Annotated in this window: 13 protein-coding genes; 12 read left to right on the top strand and 1 reads right to left on the bottom strand. The window is 67.8% G+C overall.

Features of this window, described 5'->3' with window-relative positions; genetic code table 11:
* Window positions 1-6 precede the first annotated feature (6 nt).
* From V5F77_RS18590 to pnp, 6 genes are all read left to right on the top strand, one after another.
* Window positions 7-726, top strand: coding sequence for an RNA-binding protein (locus V5F77_RS18590; protein WP_429006827.1), 720 nt, complete (start codon window positions 7-9; stop codon window positions 724-726).
* Window positions 723-3,962, top strand: coding sequence for a translation initiation factor IF-2 (gene infB, locus V5F77_RS18585; protein WP_429006826.1), 3,240 nt, complete (start codon window positions 723-725; stop codon window positions 3,960-3,962). Before V5F77_RS18590 ends, infB begins: the two co-directional genes overlap by 4 nt.
* 287 nt (window positions 3,963-4,249) lie before the next feature.
* Window positions 4,250-4,693 carry a 30S ribosome-binding factor RbfA gene (gene rbfA / locus V5F77_RS18580; RefSeq protein WP_429006825.1) on the top strand — a complete coding sequence of 148 codons (444 nt, stop codon included), beginning with the start codon at window positions 4,250-4,252 and terminating at the stop codon, window positions 4,691-4,693.
* 71 nt (window positions 4,694-4,764) lie between these two features.
* The gene (gene truB, locus V5F77_RS18575) at window positions 4,765-5,859 is read left to right on the top strand and encodes a tRNA pseudouridine(55) synthase TruB (protein WP_429006864.1); all 1,095 of its coding nucleotides are present in this window, start codon (window positions 4,765-4,767) and stop codon (window positions 5,857-5,859) included.
* Window positions 5,860-6,366: 507 nt separating this feature from the next.
* Entirely contained in the window at window positions 6,367-6,636 is a 270-nt protein-coding gene (rpsO, locus tag V5F77_RS18570; protein ID WP_429006824.1) for a 30S ribosomal protein S15, read from the top strand.
* Between the two features lie 254 nt (window positions 6,637-6,890).
* Window positions 6,891-9,077, top strand: coding sequence for a polyribonucleotide nucleotidyltransferase (pnp, locus tag V5F77_RS18565; protein ID WP_429006823.1), 2,187 nt, complete (start codon window positions 6,891-6,893; stop codon window positions 9,075-9,077).
* Window positions 9,078-9,165: 88 nt separating this feature from the next.
* Here the strand turns inward: pnp and V5F77_RS18560 are convergent, their stop codons facing one another.
* Entirely contained in the window at window positions 9,166-10,026 is an 861-nt protein-coding gene (locus V5F77_RS18560) for a DMT family transporter (protein WP_429006822.1), read from the bottom strand.
* A 300-nt stretch (window positions 10,027-10,326) separates the two neighbouring features.
* Between V5F77_RS18560 and V5F77_RS18555 the strand changes: the two genes are divergently transcribed.
* The 6 genes from V5F77_RS18555 (at window position 10,327) to V5F77_RS18530 (ending at window position 16,898) form a co-directional block, all read left to right on the top strand.
* Entirely contained in the window at window positions 10,327-11,673 is a 1,347-nt protein-coding gene (locus V5F77_RS18555) for an aminotransferase-like domain-containing protein (protein ID WP_429006863.1), read from the top strand.
* Window positions 11,674-11,963: 290 nt separating this feature from the next.
* Complete coding sequence (locus tag V5F77_RS18550; protein WP_429006821.1) at window positions 11,964-12,941, top strand: LysR family transcriptional regulator; 978 nt, start codon at window positions 11,964-11,966, stop codon at window positions 12,939-12,941.
* 100 nt (window positions 12,942-13,041) lie between these two features.
* Window positions 13,042-14,274: a CaiB/BaiF CoA transferase family protein gene (locus V5F77_RS18545; protein WP_429006820.1), complete on the top strand. Its 1,233-nt coding sequence runs from the start codon at window positions 13,042-13,044 to the stop codon at window positions 14,272-14,274.
* Complete coding sequence (locus tag V5F77_RS18540) at window positions 14,271-15,221, top strand: hydroxymethylglutaryl-CoA lyase (protein WP_429006819.1); 951 nt, start codon at window positions 14,271-14,273, stop codon at window positions 15,219-15,221. Before V5F77_RS18545 ends, V5F77_RS18540 begins: the two co-directional genes overlap by 4 nt.
* A gap of 28 nt (window positions 15,222-15,249) precedes the next feature.
* Complete coding sequence (locus V5F77_RS18535) at window positions 15,250-16,107, top strand: ABC transporter ATP-binding protein (RefSeq protein ID WP_429006818.1); 858 nt, start codon at window positions 15,250-15,252, stop codon at window positions 16,105-16,107.
* Entirely contained in the window at window positions 16,104-16,898 is a 795-nt protein-coding gene (locus V5F77_RS18530) for an ABC transporter permease (RefSeq protein ID WP_429006817.1), read from the top strand. Before V5F77_RS18535 ends, V5F77_RS18530 begins: the two co-directional genes overlap by 4 nt.
* Window positions 16,899-16,910: the final 12 nt, after the last annotated feature.

The raw sequence follows: 16,910 nt of genomic DNA, 5'->3' as shown, positions 1-16,910 counted from the left end.
CCCGGCGTGCTGGCAGCGAGTGTGATCGAGGAAGAGACCGATGGGGGGCCGCGCGGGCTTGTGTCCGCGCGCGCGCCGCTGGCGCGTCTGTGCCTCGCGACGCGCGCCGTCACGCCGGTTGCGCAGATGATCCGCTTCGTGATGGGGCCGGACGGCACCATCGTCCCGGATCTCGCCGCTAAGCTTCCCGGCCGGGGCGCCTGGGTCACCGCGACCCGCGCCGCCCTCGCCGAAGCCTTGAAGCGCAAGGCGTTCGGCCGCGCGTTCAAGGGCAAGGGCACGATTCCCCCCGATCTGCCCGACCTCATCGATACCCTCATGTTGGCCGATACCCGCAGCGCCTTGTCGATGGCGAACAAAGCGGGCCGGGTCATCACCGGCACCACCAAGGTGGATGCCGCCCTCCATGCGGACCCCGTGCGCGTGCTGCTGCATGCTGCCGACGGCCGTCCGGATGGGAAACGCAAACTCGACGGCATTGCCCGTCAGAGAGAAGCCGCCGGCATGAGTCCGGTGGACATCGTCGACTGTTTATCGGGCCTCGAATTGGACTTGGCGCTCGGGCGGTCAAATGTGGTACACGCTGCGCTGCTCGCGCATCCGACGACCGCGGGATTTCTCGCGCGCTGCCGAAAGCTCGAGCGCTGGCGGATGGGAACATCCGCCCGCGCACCGGACGGGCATGGCCTGACGCTCGACCGGATGCCAGGAACGGATACGGAATGAACGACACTAAGACACCCGGCGACAAGACGCTCCACCCTGCCACCGGCAAGACGCTGACCCTCAAGCGACCCGTGGAGCAGGGCACCGTGCGCCAGAGCTTCAGCCATGGCCGCTCCAAGGCGGTCGTGGTGGAGAAGGTGAAGCGCCGCGTGTTCGGCCCGGGTGATGCCGCGCCGGCGAGCGCTGCTCCGGCTGCGCCGGCGGCCGCCCCGCGCCCGGCGGCGCCCGCAGCTCCGGCTCCCGCCGCTGGACCCGCTCCGGCGGCGCCGCGCCCGGCTGCCCCGGCGCCCGCTGCTGCGCCCGCCGTGCCGGTGGAAGCCAAGGCTCCTGCGTCCGCACCTGCATCCACACCTGCACCTGTGAGCGCGCCGGCCGAGGCTGCCGCCCCGCAGCCCGTTGCAGCTCCCCCGGCGCCCGCGCCGGAAGTCGCCGCCCCCGCCGCTCCGGTGGTCGAGGCGAAGGCGCCGGCGGAACCCGCTCCCGCCCCCCAGGCGGCCGCGGAACCGGTCTCGCAGGCAAAGCCGATGGACGCAAAGCCCGCCGAGGCGAAAGCCCCGGAATCGCGCCAGTCCGAATCCCGCCCGAGCGAACCGCGTCCGAGCGAGACGCGCTCGGCCGCCTCTTCGCGTGCCGGCGAAGGCCGCACCAGCGCGGCCGGCTCGTCCTCGCGCTCGGCCGGTGCGGGTGGCAATCGCAGCGCCTCCGGCGCATCGCAGCGCGGCGGCCAATCCGGTTCCGGCCAAGCCGCTTCCGGCCAGGCCCAGCGCCCTGCCCAGGGCGGGGCCCAGCGCGGCGGTGCCGCACCGAGCGGCGAACGCCGTCCCGGTGCCGGCGGCACCCCGGCCGCCCGGCCCGGTTCCAACCGCCCCGGCGGTTCGGGCGTGGTGCTGCGCACGCTGACCGATGAAGAGCGCAACATGCGCGCCAGCGCCCTTGCCGATGCCCGCGTCCGCGAAGTGGAAGAGCGGCGCATGGCGGAAGAGCGCCGGATCGCCGAGGAAGAGGCGCGTCGCCGCGCCGAGCGCGAGCGTGCCGAGCGTGTCGAGCGCGACGCTGCCGAAGCCCGCAAGCGCGAGGAAGAAAGCCGCCGCGCGAACGAGGACGAGAGCAAGCGCAAGGCCGAGCAGGAGGCGCGCAAGCGCTTCGGCGGCGAGGATACCAGCGGCGCCGCGCGTCCGGCCGGTACCGCGACCACCGCGCGTCCGCTCACCGCCCGCCCCGCCGGCACCGCCAATGCCGAGACGGCCGAGGAAGAAGAGCGCAAGGGTGCAGCGGTGCGCCGCAGCCCCGCCGCGCCGCGTCCCGCGCCCCCGGCCAAGCTGCCCAAGGGCCCCGGCGCCGAAAAGAGCCGTGGCCGCCTGACGCTCGTGACCGCCCTGTCGGGCGACGAGGAACGCCAGCGCTCGCTGGCCTCGTTCCGCCGTCGCACCCAGCGCATGACCGGCCATCGGGTGCAGGAGGCCAAGGAAAAGATCGTCCGTGAGGTGATCCTGCCCGAGACCATCACCATTCAGGAACTCGCCAACCGCATGTCCGAACGGGCTGTGGACGTGATCCGCATGCTGATGAAGCAGGGCCAGATGGTGAAGATCACGGACGTGGTCGACGCCGACACCGCCCAGCTGATCGCCGAGGATCTTGGCCACACGGTGCGCCGCGTGTCGGAATCGGATGTTGAGGAAGGCCTGTTCGACACCGTCGACGCGCCCGAATCCCTGCAGCCGCGCCCGGCCGTCGTGACCATCATGGGCCATGTCGACCACGGCAAGACCTCGCTGCTCGACGCGATCCGCAAGACCGCCGTCGTCTCCGGCGAGGCCGGCGGCATCACCCAGCATATCGGCGCCTATCAGGTGACCTCGCCCTCGGGCAGCAAGATCACCTTCATCGACACCCCCGGCCACGCCGCCTTCACCGCCATGCGCGCCCGCGGCGCCAAGGTGACGGATATCGTGGTTCTGGTGGTGGCGGCCGACGACGGCGTGATGCCCCAGACGGCGGAAGCCATCGCCCACGCCAAGGCGGCGGGCGTGCCGATCATCGTCGCCATCAATAAGATCGATAAGCCCGACGCCAAGCCCGAACGGGTGCGCAGCGAGCTGCTCCAGTACGAGATTCAGGTGGAAAGCCTGGGCGGCGAGACCTTGGAGGTGGAAGTTTCCGCCACCAAGCAGATCAATCTCGACAAGCTGCTGGAAATGATCGCCCTGCAGAGCGAACTGCTCGATTTAACCGCCGATCCCACCCGCCCCGCGGAAGGAACAGTGGTCGAAGCCAAGCTCGATCGCGGACGCGGCCCGGTCGCGACCGTGCTGGTGCAGCGCGGCACGCTGAAGATCGGCGAGATCGTGGTTGCGGGTGCCGAATGGGGTCGCGTGCGCGCCCTCATCGCCGACACCGGCGCCAATGTGGACGCGGCCGGCCCCTCCATGCCGGTTGAAGTGCTCGGCTTCAACGGCACGCCGGAGGCGGGCGACCGCCTCGCGGTGGTGGAGAATGAAGCCCGCGCCCGCGAGATCACCGATTATCGCCAGCGCCAGAAGCGCGAGAAGGCGGCGGCCCGTTCCGCCACCATGCGCGGCTCGCTCGAACAGATGATGAGCCAGGTCAAGGCGACCGGCCGGAAGGAATTCCCGCTCATCATCAAGGGTGACGTGTCCGGCTCCGTGGAAGCCATCATCGGCGCCCTGGAGAAGCTCGGCAACGACGAGGTGCAGGCCCGCGTGATCCACGCCGGTGCCGGCGGCATCAACGAAAGCGACGTGACGCTGGCGGAAACCTCCGGCGCCGCGATCATCGCCTTCAACGTCCGCGCCAACAAGGAAGCCCGCGATGCCGCCGCACAGGCCGGCATCGAGATCCGCTACTACAACATCATCTACGACCTGGTGGACGACGTGAAGAAGGCCATGAGCGGCCTGCTCGCCCCCATCAATCGCGAGACGATGCTGGGCAATGCCCTCATCCTGGAGATCTTCGCGGTCTCCAAGGTGGGCAAGGTTGCGGGCTGCCGGGTTACCGACGGCACTGTGGAGCGCGGCCAGCACGTGCGCCTGATCCGCGACAATGTCGTGATCCACGAAGGCAAGCTTGCCACCCTGAACCGCTTCAAGGACGCCGTGAACACGGTGGTCGCGGGCCAGGAATGCGGCATGTCGTTCGAGAACTACCAGGACATGCGCGCCGGGGACGTGATCGAATGCTACCGCGTCGAGGTCATCCAGCGCTCGCTGTGATGCGCGGCTGAGGCTTCTCCTTGCCGAGGAACTCCCTCCCCCCTTGAGGGGGGAGGGTTGGGGAGGGGGTATCTCGCGACCGCGCGGAAATCGTTTGCGTGGAGAGATACCCCCTCCCGAGCCCTCCCCCTCAAGGGGGGAGGGACCTTAGGGGACGTCAACGCCATGCGTTCGCCGGGTTTGCCGGTATGATTGTCATCGAGGCCGGACGGTCCAAGCCCGCCGGCCTCATGTTTTCCATGGCGCTCAAAGCCCGCGACAAGCGGCGCGCCGAGAAGGTTTCGACAATGAAGACTCAAACTCGTTCTGGACCGGGCTCGGGCCCGAGCCAGCGCATGCTGCGCGTCGGCGAACTGGTGCGCCACGCTTTGGCCGACGTGCTCGCGCGCGGCGACGCGGTGGTGGACCCGGTGCTCTCCGGCCGCATCATCACGGTACCGGAAGTGCGCATGTCGCCGGATCTGAAGATCGCCACCTGCTATGTCATGCCGCTCGGCGGCAATGACATCCAGCCGGTGCTGAAGGCGCTGGCCGTGCACCAGAAGGTGCTGCGCACCGAGGTCGGGCGCCGGGTGGAGCTGAAGTCCGTCCCGGCCCTGCGCTTCATGAAGGACACCTCGTTCGAGGAGGGCGCGCGCATCGACGCGCTGCTGCGCAAGCCCGAGGTGCTGCGCGACCTCTCCCACGAACCCTTCACCCTCGACGATAAAGCCAAGACGGAAGACGAATGATGCGGATCGAGGACGAAGCCGGCGTGGCGACCCTGGACCTCAACGAGGACCTGAACCCGACTCTGGCTGGAATGCCGGTCGCCGGCGCCCCGCTAGAGAGCGATGTGGATGCGCGCCGCGACGAACCCGCCGCCCGCGCGCCGCGCGAGGGCGAGCGCCCGCGCTACAAGAGCGCCGATCCGCGCCCCCGCACCCCGCGCGCGCCGGACGATCCCCAGCGCCCCCGCCTGCCCAAGCGCGACATCGACGGCTGGGTGCTGCTGGACAAGCCCGTGGGCATGACCTCCACCCAGGCGGTTTCGGTGGTGAAGCGCCTGTTCAACGCCAAGAAGGCGGGCCATGCCGGCACGCTCGATCCGCTCGCGTCGGGCTGCCTGCCGATCGCCTTCGGCGAGGCCACCAAGACCGTGCCCTATGTGATGGACGGGCAGAAGACCTATCGCTTCACCGTGCGCTTCGGCACCGAGATGGACACCGACGATGCCGAGGGTTCGCCGGTGGCCACCAGCGACCTGCGCCCGAGCGATGCGGCCATTCTCGATGCGCTCGACGCGTTCCGGGGCCAGGTGATGCAGGTGCCGCCGGCCTATTCTGCGCTGAAGATCGGCGGCGAGCGCGCCTATGATCTTGCCCGAGAGGGCGAGCAGGTGGTGCTGGAGGCCCGCCCGGTGGTGATCCACCGGCTCGATCTCGTGGACCGTCCCGACGCCGACCATGCGGTGTTGGAAGCGCAATGCGGCAAGGGCACCTACGTGCGCGCCATCGCCCGCGACCTCGGCCGCATGCTGGGCGCGCTCGGCCACGTCTCCATGCTGCGTCGCGCGGCGGTGGGGGCGTTCCTGGAGGAGCAGCTTGTCACCCTCGACGATCTGCGCGCCCGCGCCGATGCCGGGGAAGGCCCGCTGTTCGAGGCGCTCGACCCGGTGGATTGCGCGCTGGAGGAGCTGCCGCAACTCTCCTTGTCGCCGCAGGACGCCCATCGCCTGCGCTGCGGGCAGAATGTGTTCCTGCGCGGCCGCGACGCGCCGATCTTCGAGGGGCATGTGGCGGTGAGCTGCCAGGGCAGCCTCGTCGCCATCGGCGACATGGTGGAGGGCGAAATCCGTCCCCATCGCGTGTTCAACTGGTCCCGCGCCATGCCCCGCGCCCTGCGCCGCACGGCCTGAGGGGAAATACTTCACCGGCTAACAACTTACTTCCCCCTTGGGGGAGAGAGGGATTCTCAGCCGTTGAATTTGCATCCGCCGGAAATGGCGTGTGCCCCTCCTCGGATTTCCCCCAGCCCTCCTCCGCAAGGGGGGCGGGGGGCGATGGTGCTTTCGGCGCAAATCCTCTCCCCGCAAACCCGCACAATTCCCTCTCCCGCGCGCGGGAGAGGGTCAGGGAGGGGGCATACGGGAAGCCCGCGCGCCGCGGCAAGACTCCTTCCCCGCGCAGGATTCAAGAACCGCTGGCGCTGGAAGGGCTTTCGTGTATGGTGCGCGCGTGTAGCGCTCCTGGATTTTTCCCAGGGGACTGCGCGCGCCCTTCTTTTGACCGCGCTGGACGACATCCCGGCCCGGCCGAATGGGCAGGCCCCCATCGCACTGCGTTCCGTTCACGGCATGAACCGTTCACGGCCCGCGTGCCTCGGTGGAGCCTTTCGTTTTTCTTCTGTTTGAAAGGATCATCCGATGTCGATCACCATCGAGCGCAAGCAGGCGCTCATTCAGGATTTCGGTGCCAAGGCCGGCGACACGGGTTCGCCGGAGGTCCAGGTTGCGATTCTGTCCGAACGCATCTCCAACCTGACCGAGCACTTCAAGTCCCATAACAAGGACAACCATTCCCGCCGCGGCCTGCTGAAGCTGGTCTCCACCCGCCGCAGCCTCCTGGATTATCTGAAGCGCAAGGACGAAGCCCGTTACAAGGCGCTGATCGAGCGTCTGGGCCTGCGTCGCTGATGCCGGCGGAGCCTGCCGCGGTCGAAAAGGTCGGACCTTTTCCGCGTCGGGCTCCGGTGCACCGCCGATGAGGCGGGGCACGACGCGTCGGGCATGGGGCCCGCCGCGCACAAGCGAAGCTCAGGGATAGTCATGGCAGGATCGCCGGACGCAACCGTCGCAGCCGCCCCCATTGCGGGGAGCGGTGGCGCGCGGTGCGTCCGGCCGTCTTGCTCATGGCTCTCCCGCTTCGAAGGACGAGAGAGATAAATTCCATGTTCGATATTCATCGCGAAGAGCTGGATTGGGGCGGACGCACCCTGATCCTCGAAACCGGCAAGATGGCCCGCCAGGCTGACGGCGCGGTTCTTGTCACCTACGGCGACACCAAGCTGCTCGCCACCGCCGTTTCCGCCCGTGAGGCGAAGCCCGGCATCGATTTCTTTCCGCTGACGGTCAATTACCAGGAAAAGACCTATGCGGCCGGCCGCATCCCCGGCGGCTATTTCAAGCGCGAAGGCCGTCCGAGCGAAAAGGAGACCCTGGTCTCCCGCCTGATCGACCGTCCGATCCGCCCGCTGTTCGCCGACGGCTACCGCAACGAGACCCAGGTGGTCATCACCGTGCTGGCGCACGATCTGGAGAATGATCCGGACATCGCCGGCATCGTCGGCGCCTCGGCCGCCCTCACGCTCTCCGGCGTACCCTTCATGGGTCCCATCGGCGGCGCCCGCGTCGGCTTCATCGACAATGAATATGTGCTGAACCCCACCATCGACGAGCTGAAGGAAAGCGCGCTCGACCTGGTGGTCGCCGGCACCGGCGATGCCGTGCTGATGGTGGAATCGGAAGCCAAGGAGCTGCCCGAGGAAATCATGCTCGGCGCGGTCATGTTCGGCCACCGCCACTTCCAGCCGGTGATCGAGGCCATCATCCGCCTCGCCGAGAAGGCCGCCAAGGAGCCGCGTCCGTTCTCCGCCACCGACAATTCGGCGCTTGAGGCGAAGATCCGCGAGATCGCCGAAGCCGATCTGCGCGCCGCCTACAAGATCGTGCAGAAGCAGGCCCGCTACGAAGCGGTCGGCGCCGCCAAGTCCAAAGTGAAGAAGTATTTCGAGGAACTGGCCATGGACGGCCAAGCGGTGCCCGCCGGCCAGCAGGTCGGCGAAGTGCTGAAGGGCCTCGAAGCCAAGATCGTGCGCTGGGCCATCCTCGACGACGGCATCCGCATCGACGGCCGCGACGTGCGCACCGTGCGCCCGATCGAATCGGAAGTCGGCGTGCTGCCGCGCGCCCACGGCTCGGCCCTGTTCACCCGTGGCGAGACCCAGGCGCTGGTTGTCGCCACGCTGGGCACCGGCGAGGACGAGCAGTTCATCGACAGCCTGGAAGGCACCTACAAGGAACACTTCCTGCTGCACTACAACTTCCCCCCCTTCTCGGTGGGTGAAGCCGGCCGCATGGGTTCGCCCGGCCGCCGCGAAATCGGCCACGGCAAGCTCGCATGGCGCGCCATCCGCCCCATGCTGCCGCCGAAGCATGAATTCCCCTACACCCTGCGCGTGGTCTCCGAGATCCTGGAATCCAACGGCTCGTCGTCGATGGCGACGGTCTGCGGCGCCTCGCTCTCGCTGATGGATGCGGGCGTTCCCCTGCGCCGTCCGGTGGCCGGCATCGCCATGGGCCTGATCCTGGAAGGCGGCAAGTTCGCCGTGCTCTCGGACATCCTCGGCGACGAGGATCACCTCGGCGACATGGACTTCAAGGTGGCCGGCACGGATCGTGGCGTCACCGCGCTGCAGATGGACATCAAGATCGCCGGCATCACCGAGGAGATCATGAAGGTCGCCCTCGGCCAGGCCAAGGAAGGCCGCGCCCATATCCTCGGCGAGATGGCGAAGGCGCTGACCTCCGCCCGCGCCGAGCTGGGCGAGCATGCTCCGCGCATCGAGGTGATGAACATCCCGGTGGACAAGATCCGCGAAGTGATCGGTTCCGGCGGCAAGGTGATCCGCGAGATCGTCGAGAAGACCGGCGCCAAGATCAACATCGAGGACGACGGCACCATCAAGATCGCGTCCGCCAATGGCGAGTCCATCAAGGCGGCGATCAATTGGATCAAGTCCATCGCCTCCGAGCCGGAAGTCGGCCAGATCTATGACGGCACGGTCGTGAAGGTCGTGGACTTCGGCGCCTTCGTGAACTTCTTCGGTTCCAAGGATGGCCTGGTCCACATCTCCCAGCTTGCCAAGGACCGGGTCAACAAGACCTCGGACGTGGTCAAGGAAGGCGACAAGGTCAAGGTCAAGCTGGTCGGGTTCGACGAGCGCGGCAAGACCCGCCTGTCCATGAAGGTGGTCGACCAGATCACCGGCGAGGACATGGAAGCCAAGGAAAAGGCCGAGCGCGACGCAGCCCGCGATGCGGCCAAGGAAGAGAATGAGGCCGGCGCCGCCGAGTGATCGGCCGTCCGCGCAGTCTGTATGAAAAGGAAAGGGCGGCTCTCGGGCCGCCCTTTTCATTTTCGGACGACCTTCGCGGCTCCGCCCCTCAGGCATAGCGTTTGCTGCCGGCGACGCAGAGCACCACCAGTGCGGTGGTGGCGATCATGGTCCAGGCCACTGGTTCGCCGAGCAGCAGCCCGGCGAGCGCCAGCCCGAAGAACGGCTGGAGCAGTTGGAGCTGGCCCACACCGGCGATGCCCCCCAGCGCCAGCCCCCGGTACCAGAAGACGAAGCCCACCAGCATGCTGAACACCGAGACATAGGCAAGGCCGAGCCAAGCCGCCGCGCCGATGCCGCTCCATACCGGCGGCAGGGTTAAAAGCGCGATCCCCGCCATGACGGGGAGCGCACCCACCAGGGCCCAGGAGATCACCTGCCACCCGCCCAGGCGACGCGAGAGGCGGGCGCCTTCCGCATAGCCAAGGCCACACAGAATGATGGCCGCCAGCATCAGCAGATCGCCGACGCGCGAGGCGGGGCCGCCGCCCGCCCAGGCGAAACCGGCGACGCAGGCGGCGCCGGCGAGCGAGAACAGCCAGAACGCCGGCCTCGGCCGCTCGCCGCCCCTGACCACGCCGAACACGGCGGTGGCCAGCGGCAGCAGGCCGATGAACACCATGGAATGGGCCGAGGTGACGTGCTGGAGCGCCAGCGCGGTCAGGAGTGGGAAGCCGACCACCACCCCGAGCACCACAATCGCGAGCGGGCGGAGATCGCTCCGCGCCGGGCGCTTCTGACGCAGCAGCAGGAGCAGGCCGGCGCCGAGCAGGGCCGCCATGACCGCGCGGGCGGAGGTGAGGAACAGCGGCGTGAATCCGCCCACCGCCACCCGCGTGGCCGGAAGCGAGCCGCTAAAGATCACGACGCCGAGGAGGCCGCTGCCCCAGCCTGCCGTCGAACGCTGCATGACGCTTCTCCTTGGTCTCTCGCGTCGGGGCGCGGGGCTAATCCGCCCCTAAGGTCTCAGCGCGCGATCCCCGTCCGGTCCCCCCATCCTGGCCCGCGATAGCGCGGGCGGGCTTGCTGCGACAGCAACACACCCATACGCTGGTGCCGAACAGTATTGATGGATGGAGCCATACAGTTGGTGACCAGCGAGATGCACGGCGGCGCGCATCAAGGGGGCGAAGCCCAAAAGACCGCCTCCGAAGCCCGGACCCCGGGCCCCCGCGCCGAAGGCGTGCGCGGCATGCGGACCCTCGCGGTCATGGCCGAGATTCGCCGCCGCATGGCGGGCCGCGCCCTGGCGGCAGGGGAAAAGCTGCCCTCGATCCGCAAATTCGCCCGCGACATGCAGGTGTCGCCCTCCACCGTCGTGGAGGCTTATGACCGCCTCGCGGCGGAAGGGCTGATACGCTCGCGTCCCGGCTCCGGCTTTTTTGTCGCCGGCGCCGTGCCGCCGGTGGTGCCGGGGGATGTCGCGCCGAAGCTCGACCGCGCCATCGATCCGCTCTGGGTGTCGCGGCAGTCGCTCGACGCCGGGCCGGACATGCTGCGGCCTGGGTGCGGCTGGCTGCCGGCCGATTGGATGCCCGAGGCCGCGATCCGCCGGGCGATCCGCGCGCTCGCCCGCGCGGACGGCGCCATTCTCACGGACTATGGCTCCACGCGCGGGTCGCTTGCCCTGCGCCGCCTGCTGGCGCGCCAGTTCGCGGCCGAGGGCATGGAGGCGGGACCCGACCAGATCCTGCTGACCCCCTCGGGCTCACGGGCCATGGATCTGCTCTGTCGCGCCTTGCTGAAACCGGGCGATACCGTCCTGGTGGACGATCCCTGCTATTTCAATTTCCAGGCGCTGCTGCGCGCCCATGGGGTGCGGATCGTCAGCGTGCCCTACACGCGGAGCGGGCCGGACCTCGCCCGCTTCGGCGAGGCGCTCGCGGCCCACCGCCCGCGCCTCTATGTCACCAATTCCGCGCTCCACAATCCCACTGGTGCAACTCTCTCGCCGCAGACCGCCCACCGGCTCCTCACCGCCGCGGCGGCTTACGATCTCACCATCGTGGAGGATGAGATCTTCGCCGATTTCGAGCCGGAGCCGTCCCCCCGCCTCGCCGCGCTGGACGGGCTCGCGCGCGTGATCCGCATCGGCAGCTTCTCCAAGACGCTCTCGGCCTCGATCCGCTGCGGTTATATCGTTGCCCGGCCGGATTGGATCGAGGGCCTCGTCGATCTCCAGGTGGCGACCAATTTCGGCGGGCCGAGCCCGGTCGCGGCGGGGCTGGTGTTCGCAACCCTCAGCGACGGCAGCTATCGCAAGCACCTTGAGAGCTTGCGCGGCCGCCTCGCGAAGCGGCGCCGGGAGATCACCTCCCAGCTCGAGGGCCTCGGCGTGCGCCCCTGGACGATCCCGCGCGGCGGCTTTTATCTATGGTGCCATCTGCCCGACGGGCGGGACGCGGCGGCGGTGGCGCAAGCCGCGCTACGCGACCAGGTTGTGCTCGCGCCGGGCAATGCCTTCAGCGCGGCCCAGACGGCGGGTGATCTGATGCGTTTCAACGTGGCGCAGATGAATGGCGAGGTGTTGCGCGTGCTCGGCCAATCGCTGCAGTGAGGAGGAGCGCCGCCACGCCAGCACCGCCAGGTCCGCCTTGCCGGACCTCTCACGCCGCTTGGGCGAGGGCGTGAGCGCAGCGCGCGGTGCCCGCGCGTCCGCCACCGCCCGCACGGAGGCGAGCGAGGAGCCGGTCCCGATCCTCCGGTCTTGGCTGAGGCGCGGACGGCGCGGATAGTGGGCGTGCCGGTTTGTGTGTTGCCCGCGGGTGGGCGGCGCCGGCGGCAGGCAGTTACGCAGGCAGGCAGTTACGCAGGCAGGTACGCCGCGCGCGCGGTCGGGAGGGTTTCATGCCGACGATAGGTCCGCAGGCGGTACCGAATGCGACGTCCGGGTCGACGATCCAGCAGTTCCTGCGCCGGGTCGATCTGACCTCGCTGCGGCTGTTCATCGCCATCTGCGAGGAAGGCTCGCTCACCAAGGCCGCCCTGCGCGAGGGCATTGCCGCTTCCGCGGTTTCCAAGCGCCTGTCGGACCTTGAGGATATTCTCGGCGTTTCGCTGTTCGACCGCCTCGCGCGGGGCATGGCGCTCACCCCGGCGGGGGAGACGCTGCTGCATCATGCCCGCGTGACTCTGCTGACCATCGAGAAGATGGGCGTCGAGCTTGGGGAATATTCGCTCGGCGTGCGCGGCCATGTGCGCATGCTGGCCAATCTTTCGGCCATCGTTCAGTTCCTGCCCGACGACCTGCCGTCCTTCCTCGAAGCGCACAGCCTGCTGCGGTTCGACCTGCAGGAGTGCCCGAGCGCCGAGGTGGTGCGCGGCATCGAGGATGGAGGCGCGGACATCGGCATCTGTTCGGGGGACATGGAAAGCCGTTCGCTGGAGACCTTTGGCTACCGGCGCGACCGGCTCGTGGTCGTCACCCGCCGCGACCATCCCCTGGCCATGCGGGAGCGGGTCTATTTCGAGGAGACGCTGGATTTCGACTATATCGGGCTGCACGCCGCCTCCTCGATCTTCCTGCGCTCCCAATATGCGGCGAGCCTGGCCGGCAGAAACCTCAAGCTGCGGGTGCACGTGCCGGGCTTCGATGCCATGTGCCGCATGGTCCAGGCGAAAATGGGCATCGGAATCCTGCCCGACCGCGCGTTCGATATCGTCGGCAAGAGCATGAGCCTGAAAGCGATCCCGCTCAGCGACGCCTGGGCGTCGCGGCAACTGCAACTGGTGGTGCGCGAACTGCGCAGCCTGCCGCCAACCGCGCGCCTGCTGTTCGAGCATCTCATGGCAGGCGGCGGCCCAAAGTCCGTCGCCTTGGACTGACCGTTCGCATTCCACGAACGGTCTTTGTCTAAAGACTATTGGACCTGCCGCCGCTTTCGCCCGATAGAGCAAAAAAAGACCAATTGGGAGGAGCGTGCCAATGGACGGACCCGCAGAGGGGCCTCTCGCCGGAATCCGTGTTGTCGAGCTCGGCAACCTCATCGCTGCGCCGTTTGCGGCGCGGCTGATGGCTGAATTCGGCGCCGAAGTCATCAAGGTCGAGGCTCCGGGCGAAGGCGACCCCATTCGCAAATGGCGCAAGCTCCACAAGGGGACCTCCCTGTGGTGGTATCTCCAATCGCGAAACAAGAAGTCCATCGCCATCAATCTGCGCATGCCCGAGGGGCAGGAGCTTGTGCGCCGGCTGGTGCGGGATGCTGACGTGCTGATCGAGAATTTCCGCCCCGGCACGCTTGAGCGATGGGGCCTCGGCTGGGATGTGCTGAAGGCGATCAATCCCAACCTCGTCATGGTGCGCATCTCGGGCTTCGGTCAGGATGGTCCCTATCGCGAACGGCCCGGCTTCGGTTCCGTCGGTGAGGCGATGGGCGGCATGCGCTTCACCACCGGCGATCCGGACCGCCCGCCGGCACGCACCGGCATTTCCATCGGCGACTCGCTTGCCGCGCTGCACGCGGTGATGGGCGCGCTGATGGCGCTGCTCCACATCAAGTCGGGGCGCGGCACCGGGCAGGTGGTGGACGTCTCGCTGTTCGAGAGCGTCTTCAACCTGATGGAGAGTCTCGTCCCCGAATATGACCTGTTCGGCTATGTGCGCGAACGCTCGGGCGGCTCGCTGCCGGGTATCGCGCCGTCCAATTCCTACCCCACCGCCGAGGGCAGCTATGTGATTGTTGCCGGCAATGGCGATGCCATCTTCAAGCGGCTGATGAGCGCGATCGGGCGCGAGGATCTCGCAGCGGATCCGCGGCTCACCTCGAATAACGGCCGCGTGGCCCATGTCGAGGAGATCGACGGCGCCATCACCGAATGGACCCGCCGGCATTCCATCGACGAAGTGACCGCCGCGCTGGACCGCGCCGAAGTGCCGAACGGGCGCATCTATTCGGTCGCCGACATCATGCGCGACGAACAATATCTCAGCCGCGACATGATCCTTGCCTCACACTTGCCGGACGGGACCGAGGTGAAGATGCCCGGCATCGTGCCGAAACTGTCGCAGACCCCGGGCGCGGTGAACTGGCCGGGTCCCCGGCTCGGCGAGCACACCGCCGAATTGATGGCGGGGCTTGGTTATATGGCCGGTGAGATCGATGCGCTGATCGCCAAGGGGGTCGTGGCGCGCATGGATGCCGAAGGAGATGACGCATGATGTGGGAGACATTCCCCAAGCGCGTTCACATCCAGGACGTGGTGACGCGCGACGGCCTGCAGATCGAGCCGCGTTTCCTGCCCACCGAGACCAAGATTGCCCTGATCGACGCCCTCTCGCAGACCGGCGTGTCGAAGATCGAGGTGACATCCTTCGTCTCGCCCAAGGCGGTTCCGAACCTTGCCGATGCGACCGAGGTGGCCCGGGCGATCAAGCGGCGGCCGGGCGTGACCTATGTCGCTCTGGTGCCCAACCTGCGCGGCGCGCAGGCCGCCCTGGACGCGCGGATGGACGAGCTGAACCTCGTGCTGTCCGTGAGCGAAACGCACAATCTTGCCAATATGCGCATGACACCGGCCCAATCGCTGGACGCATTCCGTGCCATCGTCGCGGCCGCACACGGAACCCCCGCGACGCTGAACGGCACCATCGCCACGGCCTTCGGCTGTCCGTTCGAGGGCTCGCAGCCGGAGGCGAAGGTGTTGGGGCTGGTGGAGCGCTATCTTTCGATCGGACTGGATTCGGTGACGCTTGCCGATACCACCGGCATGGCCAATCCGCGGCAGGTCTCAAGCCTCGTCGCGGCGGTGCGCCGGCAGTTCGGCGCGGTGCCGCTGACGCTGCATTTCCACAACACGCGCGGCATGGGCCTCGCCAATGTGGTGGTGGCGCTCGATGCCGGAGCGGACCGCTTCGATGCCTCCTTGGGCGGCATCGGCGGGTGCCCCTTCGCGCCGGGCGCCACCGGCAACATTTCCACCGAGGACCTCGTCCACATGCTCGAAGAGATGGGCCTCGATACCGGCGTCGACCTCGGGCGGCTGCTCGAACTGGCGCGGAGCCTGCCGGCCCTGCTGGGTCACGATATCGCCGGGCAGGTGGCGAAGGCAGGCCGGAGCGGAGACCTTCATCCCGCGCCGGCGGACATTCGCCGCACTGCGACATAACAAGAAACGCCAAATGGGAGGACAAGACATGGATTCCGCCGTGCGTCGGCAAGTGGCCGAACCACTGCCGCCCGTTTCCCCCACCGCATCGATGGCGGTCGCGCTTGACGATGTGAGCATCAGTTTCGCCATCAAGGGACGGCCCGTTTACAAAGCGGTGGCGCCAACCTCGCTCCATGTGCGCGAAGGCGAGTTCGTCGCCATTGTCGGCCCGACCGGCTGCGGCAAGTCGACCTTGCTCAATGCGACAGCCGGGCTGCTGAAGCCCGCCAGCGGCACGGTCTCGATCTTCGGCGAAGGCTTGAGCGGGCTCAACGCAAAGGCGGGCTATCTCTTCCAGCAGGACGCGCTCATGCCGTGGAAGACGGCGCTCGACAATGTGGCGATCGCGCTCGAAATCAACGGCACCCGCCGCGCCGACGCGGTGGCCGAGGCGCAGAAATGGCTGAAGAAGGTCGGTCTCGCGCGGTTCGGCGATCGCTATCCGCACCAGCTCTCGGGCGGCCAGCGCAAGCGCGTGGCCCTCGCCCAAGTTCTGGTGCGCGATCCCAAGATTTTGCTCATGGACGAGCCCTTCGGCCCGCTCGATGCCCAGACCCGGCAGATCATGGGCACGCTGCTACTGAACCTGTGGGCGCTGGACCGCAAGGCGGTGCTGTTCGTGACCCACGACCTGGAAGAAGCCATCGCGCTCTCCGACCGCGTGGTCATCATGTCGGCCGGCCCGGAGGCGCGCATCATCGGCGACTTCCCGATCGACCTTGCGCGCCCCCGCGACGCCTCTGAAATCCGCCTCGATCACCGGTTCCACGAACTGCACCGGCAAATCTGGAATCAGCTCAAGACCGAGGTCGCCAAGACCTACGGGGAGGACCTCCCGTCATGAAGATTCATCCCGCCAAACTGCTGCTCCTGCAGATCCTCGTTGCCGTCGGCGCGCTGGCCTTTTGGCAGATCGGCGCGACGGTGCCGATCGGTGGCGATTATCTGCTGCCGGAGTTCTTCTTCTCCAAGCCCTGGGATGTGCTGACCCGCGTCTATACTCTGTTTGTGACGGGGGTCATCTGGAAGCACCTGTGGATCACTTTGACCGAGACGGTGCTGGCCTTCATCATCGGTTCGGTCGGCGGCATCGTCATCGGCTTCTGGTTCGCCCGCAAGCCGACCGTGGCGGCGGTGTTCGACCCCTATGTGAAGATGGTCAACGCCCTGCCGCGCGTCGTTCTGGCGCCGATCTTCATGCTGTGGCTGGGGCTCGGCATCTGGTCGAAGGTGGCGCTCGGCGTCACGCTGGTGTTCTTCATCGTCTTCTTCAACGTCTATCAGGGCGTGAAGGAAGTGAGCCCGGTGGTGCTGGCGAATGCCCGCATGATGGGAATGAACGAGCGCCAGCTGTTCCGCAACGTCTATTGGCCCTCCGCCCTGTCGTGGATGTTTTCCTCCCTGCACACCTCGGTGGGCTTCGCGCTGGTGGGCGCGGTGGTGGGCGAATATCTCGGCTCGTCCGCGGGGCTTGGCTACCTCATCCATCAGGCCGAGGGCGTGTTTGATGTGACCGGCGTGTTCGCCGGCATGTTCATCCTTGCGGCCTTCGTGCTTGTGATCGACTTCGGCGTCACGAAGGTCGAACACCGCCTTCTCGTCTGGCGGCCGCAGGCGGCCAGCGAGCAGAACTGAAAACAAATCCGA

The organism is Roseixanthobacter psychrophilus, assembly GCF_043195195.1.
Taxonomy (GTDB): Bacteria; Pseudomonadota; Alphaproteobacteria; order Rhizobiales; family Xanthobacteraceae; genus NCEH01.
This window is presented reverse-complemented; position numbering and strand designations above follow the sequence as displayed.

Coding starts and splice junctions, on each gene's coding strand:
- infB (WP_429006826.1), top strand. CDS start 723: ATGAACGACACTAAGACACCCGGCGACAAGACGCTCCACCCTGCCACC.
- rbfA (WP_429006825.1), top strand. CDS start 4,250: ATGAAGACTCAAACTCGTTCTGGACCGGGCTCGGGCCCGAGCCAGCGC.
- truB (WP_429006864.1), top strand. CDS start 4,765: ATGCCGGTCGCCGGCGCCCCGCTAGAGAGCGATGTGGATGCGCGCCGC.
- rpsO (WP_429006824.1), top strand. CDS start 6,367: ATGTCGATCACCATCGAGCGCAAGCAGGCGCTCATTCAGGATTTCGGT.
- pnp (WP_429006823.1), top strand. CDS start 6,891: ATGTTCGATATTCATCGCGAAGAGCTGGATTGGGGCGGACGCACCCTG.
- V5F77_RS18560 (WP_429006822.1), bottom strand. CDS start 10,026: ATGCAGCGTTCGACGGCAGGCTGGGGCAGCGGCCTCCTCGGCGTCGTG.
- V5F77_RS18555 (WP_429006863.1), top strand. CDS start 10,327: ATGGCCGAGATTCGCCGCCGCATGGCGGGCCGCGCCCTGGCGGCAGGG.
- V5F77_RS18550 (WP_429006821.1), top strand. CDS start 11,964: ATGCCGACGATAGGTCCGCAGGCGGTACCGAATGCGACGTCCGGGTCG.
- V5F77_RS18545 (WP_429006820.1), top strand. CDS start 13,042: ATGGACGGACCCGCAGAGGGGCCTCTCGCCGGAATCCGTGTTGTCGAG.
- V5F77_RS18540 (WP_429006819.1), top strand. CDS start 14,271: ATGATGTGGGAGACATTCCCCAAGCGCGTTCACATCCAGGACGTGGTG.
- V5F77_RS18535 (WP_429006818.1), top strand. CDS start 15,250: ATGGATTCCGCCGTGCGTCGGCAAGTGGCCGAACCACTGCCGCCCGTT.
- V5F77_RS18530 (WP_429006817.1), top strand. CDS start 16,104: ATGAAGATTCATCCCGCCAAACTGCTGCTCCTGCAGATCCTCGTTGCC.